The sequence below is a fragment of the Roseiarcus sp. genome, assembly GCF_052145395.1.
GTDB lineage: Bacteria > Pseudomonadota > Alphaproteobacteria > Rhizobiales > Beijerinckiaceae > Roseiarcus.
In genome coordinates this window covers 1-2,919 of sequence record NZ_JBKQOT010000263.1, presented here as the reverse complement: position 1 = coordinate 2,919, position 2,919 = coordinate 1, and the positions used below count along the sequence as shown (strand labels likewise).

Here is a 2,919-nt window from a genome sequence, read left to right as displayed (position 1 = left end):
TGATCGTCGAGACCAAGCGCGCCGGCTTGCCACTCGCGATGGTCAACGGGCGGATCAGCGAGCGGTCGTTCGGCCGCTGGCTGAAGGCGCCCCGCTTCATCGGGGCGCTGCTCGCCCATTTCGACCTATGCCTTGCGCGCAGCGAGGCCGACGGGGAAAGGCTCGTCGCGCTCGGGGCGCCGCGCGTGCTGATCGCCGGCGACATCAAATACGACGCGCCGGCGCTGCCTGTCGACCGGCGCGAACTCGCCGAGCTTTCCGGTCTGACCTCGGGACGGCAGATCTGGATCGCCGCCTCGACGCACGCAGGCGAGGAGCGGATAGCGGCTGCGGCGCACAAACGGCTCGCAGAAGTCTTTCCCGACGCCCTGACGCTGATCGCCCCGCGTCATCCGGAGCGCGGCGAAGCGATCCTGCGGGAGATCGAGGCTGAGGGACTGGCCTGCGCCCTGCGCTCGCGCGGAGAGCGGCCGGGACCTGGAACAGCGGTTTACGTCTGCGACACGATCGGCGAACTCGGCCTGTTCTACCGGCTCGCGGGCGTGGTGTTCGTCGGCAAGTCTTTCGTGGCCGGCGGCGGGCAGAACCCGATCGAACCGGCGCGGCTCGCCTCGGCCATCCTGCACGGGCCGAGGGTCGATAATTTCGCTGAGGCTTACGCGGCGCTCGACGCCTCGGGAGGGGCCCGTCAGATCGCCGAACCGGAAGGGCTCGGCGAGGCGCTGATCGCGCTATTCACCGACGCGACGAAGCTCAGGGCCATGGCGCGCGCGGCGGGCGACACGGTCGAGCGCCGGTCGGGGGCGGTCGAGCGCTCGATGAAGGCGCTCGCCCCGATGCTGCCCTTCGGAGGAGCGGCGCGGTGAGGGCGCCCGGCTTCTGGGCGGCCCGGAAGCCGACGGCGCTCGCGCGCCTCCTTCAGCCTGCCGGGGCGCTCTACGGAGCGATCACGGCCCGCCGCATGAACCGGGCGGGCGAGCGGGTCGGCGCGCCGGTCGTGTGCGTCGGCAATTTCGTCGCCGGCGGGGCGGGCAAGACGCCCGCCGCTCTTGCGCTCGGGCGCATGCTGATCGCCGACGGCCGGCGCGTCGCCTTTTTGTCGCGCGGCTATGGCGGCGCGCGGCGCGCCGAGCCTCTCAAGGTCGACCGGGCGATCCACAACGCGGCGATGGTCGGCGACGAGCCGCTCCTGCTCGCGGCCGTCGCGCCATGCTGGGTCGGTCCCGACCGCGTGCTCAGCGCGAATCGGGCGATCGAAGACGGCGCGGACGTCCTACTGCTCGACGACGGCCTGCAGAACCCGGCGCTGGCCAAGACCCTCGCCTTCGCCGTGGTCGACGGCGAGACGGGCTTCGGCAACGGCCTCTGCGTTCCTGCGGGGCCGCTCAGGGCGCCGCTCGCAGCGCAGGCGCCGATGGTCGGGGCGCTGATCGTCGTGGGGGGCGACGACGCCGCGCGGCGGAATATCGCCGCCGCGCTGCCGGGGCGCCCGGCGTTCGCGGCGAGCCTCGAGCCCGACGCCGTCGCGGCTGCTTCGCTCATCGGCCGCGAGGTCGTCGCGTTCGCCGGCATCGCCCGGCCGGAAAAGTTCTACGCCACCTTGAGGCGGATCGGCGCACAGGTCGTGGCGACCCGCGACTTCCCCGACCATCATGTCTTCAGCCAGCGCGAGATCGCGGCGCTGACGGAGGAGGCGGTGCGGCGGCGCGCGATTCTCGCGACCACCGAGAAGGACCGCGTGAGGCTCGCGCCTCAGGCGGCGCGCGCCGTCCTGACGCTGCCGGTGACCCTGCGGTTCGAGGAGCCGAACCGGGTGCGGGAGACGTTGCGGGGGGCGCTTCGATGAATGGAGCGGAGGCCCAAGAGCCGCGAGCAGCCGACGACGTCGGCAGCGAGGATCGCGGGGAGGCGGCGCGCGGCGGTCATTGTTCGGGGAGCCCGGCCGTGCGCATGCCTTCGAGAATGGGCACAAGCTGGGCCAGATACGTCGGGTCGTCGCTCCTCGCCGTACGGGCCGCGCGGGCGCGGGAGATGGCGAAGGTCGGGTTGAGCGCGAGGCCGGCCTTGACCGCGGAATGCGCCTCGTCAAGTCGACCAAGCTGCGCGAGGGCGGCAGCAGACGAAAAATGCGCAAACGCATAATTTCGGTTGGCCTCGATCGCCCTGCGAAACCACGCGACCGCTTGCTCGAAACGGCCGAGGAGGTCCTTCGCTACGCCCGCGAATGTCATCCAAGCATAAGCCATTGTATCGCGCGGGCTGAGGCGCAGGGCCTCGACAATGTGAGCCTCTGTTTGTTCGGCGCGACCGATAAAGATCTTGCCAAACCCGATGAAGGAATGGGCGTGGGCGAGATTTCGATCCAGCGCCAACGCATGCTCACATTCGGCGATGCCTTGCGCGGCGCGTCTGGTGCATATGTCCACAAGTCCTAACCACATATGGCCACTCGCATGGTCTGGGACCGACGACAAGGCTTTGGTCAACTTCACTTCGGCCGCAGCGAAGGCCGCCGCGGGATCGGTCACAAAGGAATTTGAGCCCTCGCGGACGTCCGCGCGCGCCGATCCGATAAGCGCCTCGACATTGTCGGGATCGACGGTGAGCGCGCGATCGAAAAAGCTGCGCGCTTGCGCGACATTGTCAGGGGTCAGACCCTTATTGAAGCAAGCCAAACCCTGAAAATAAAGGTCCATCGAGTCGGGGTCCGGGGCCTGTTCCGCGCGTCGCGCCTCAGCGGCGACAAGCTGGGCGCTCAGCGCGTTCGCCAGGCGCGCGACGATTTCGTCCTGCATGTCGAAAAGATCGGCGAGGGGCTTGTCGAACCGCTCGGCCCAAAGATGATTTCCGCTCTCTGCGTCCACGAGCTGAACGTTCACCCGCATCAGATCGCTTCGGCGCTGGACGCTTCCCTCCAAT

3 protein-coding genes are annotated in these 2,919 nt (G+C 69.4%); 2 read left to right on the top strand and 1 reads right to left on the bottom strand.

Features of this window, described 5'->3' with window-relative positions; genetic code table 11:
• Both ACLP25_RS08835 and lpxK read left to right on the top strand, forming a co-directional pair.
• Positions 1–866, top strand: an 866-nt coding sequence (locus tag ACLP25_RS08835; protein ID WP_442468832.1) for a 3-deoxy-D-manno-octulosonic acid transferase, incomplete at its 5' end; no start/stop codon positions are given.
• Positions 863–1,846 carry a tetraacyldisaccharide 4'-kinase gene (gene lpxK / locus ACLP25_RS08830; RefSeq protein WP_442468831.1) on the top strand — a complete coding sequence of 328 codons (984 nt, stop codon included), beginning with the start codon at positions 863–865 and terminating at the stop codon, positions 1,844–1,846. The genes ACLP25_RS08835 and lpxK, both read left to right, overlap by 4 nt.
• A 76-nt stretch (positions 1,847–1,922) precedes the next feature.
• On the opposite strand, the gene ACLP25_RS08825 is transcribed toward lpxK, so the two are convergent.
• The coding region (locus ACLP25_RS08825) for an adenylate cyclase (protein WP_442468830.1) at positions 1,923–2,919 on the bottom strand (997 nt) is incomplete at its 5' end.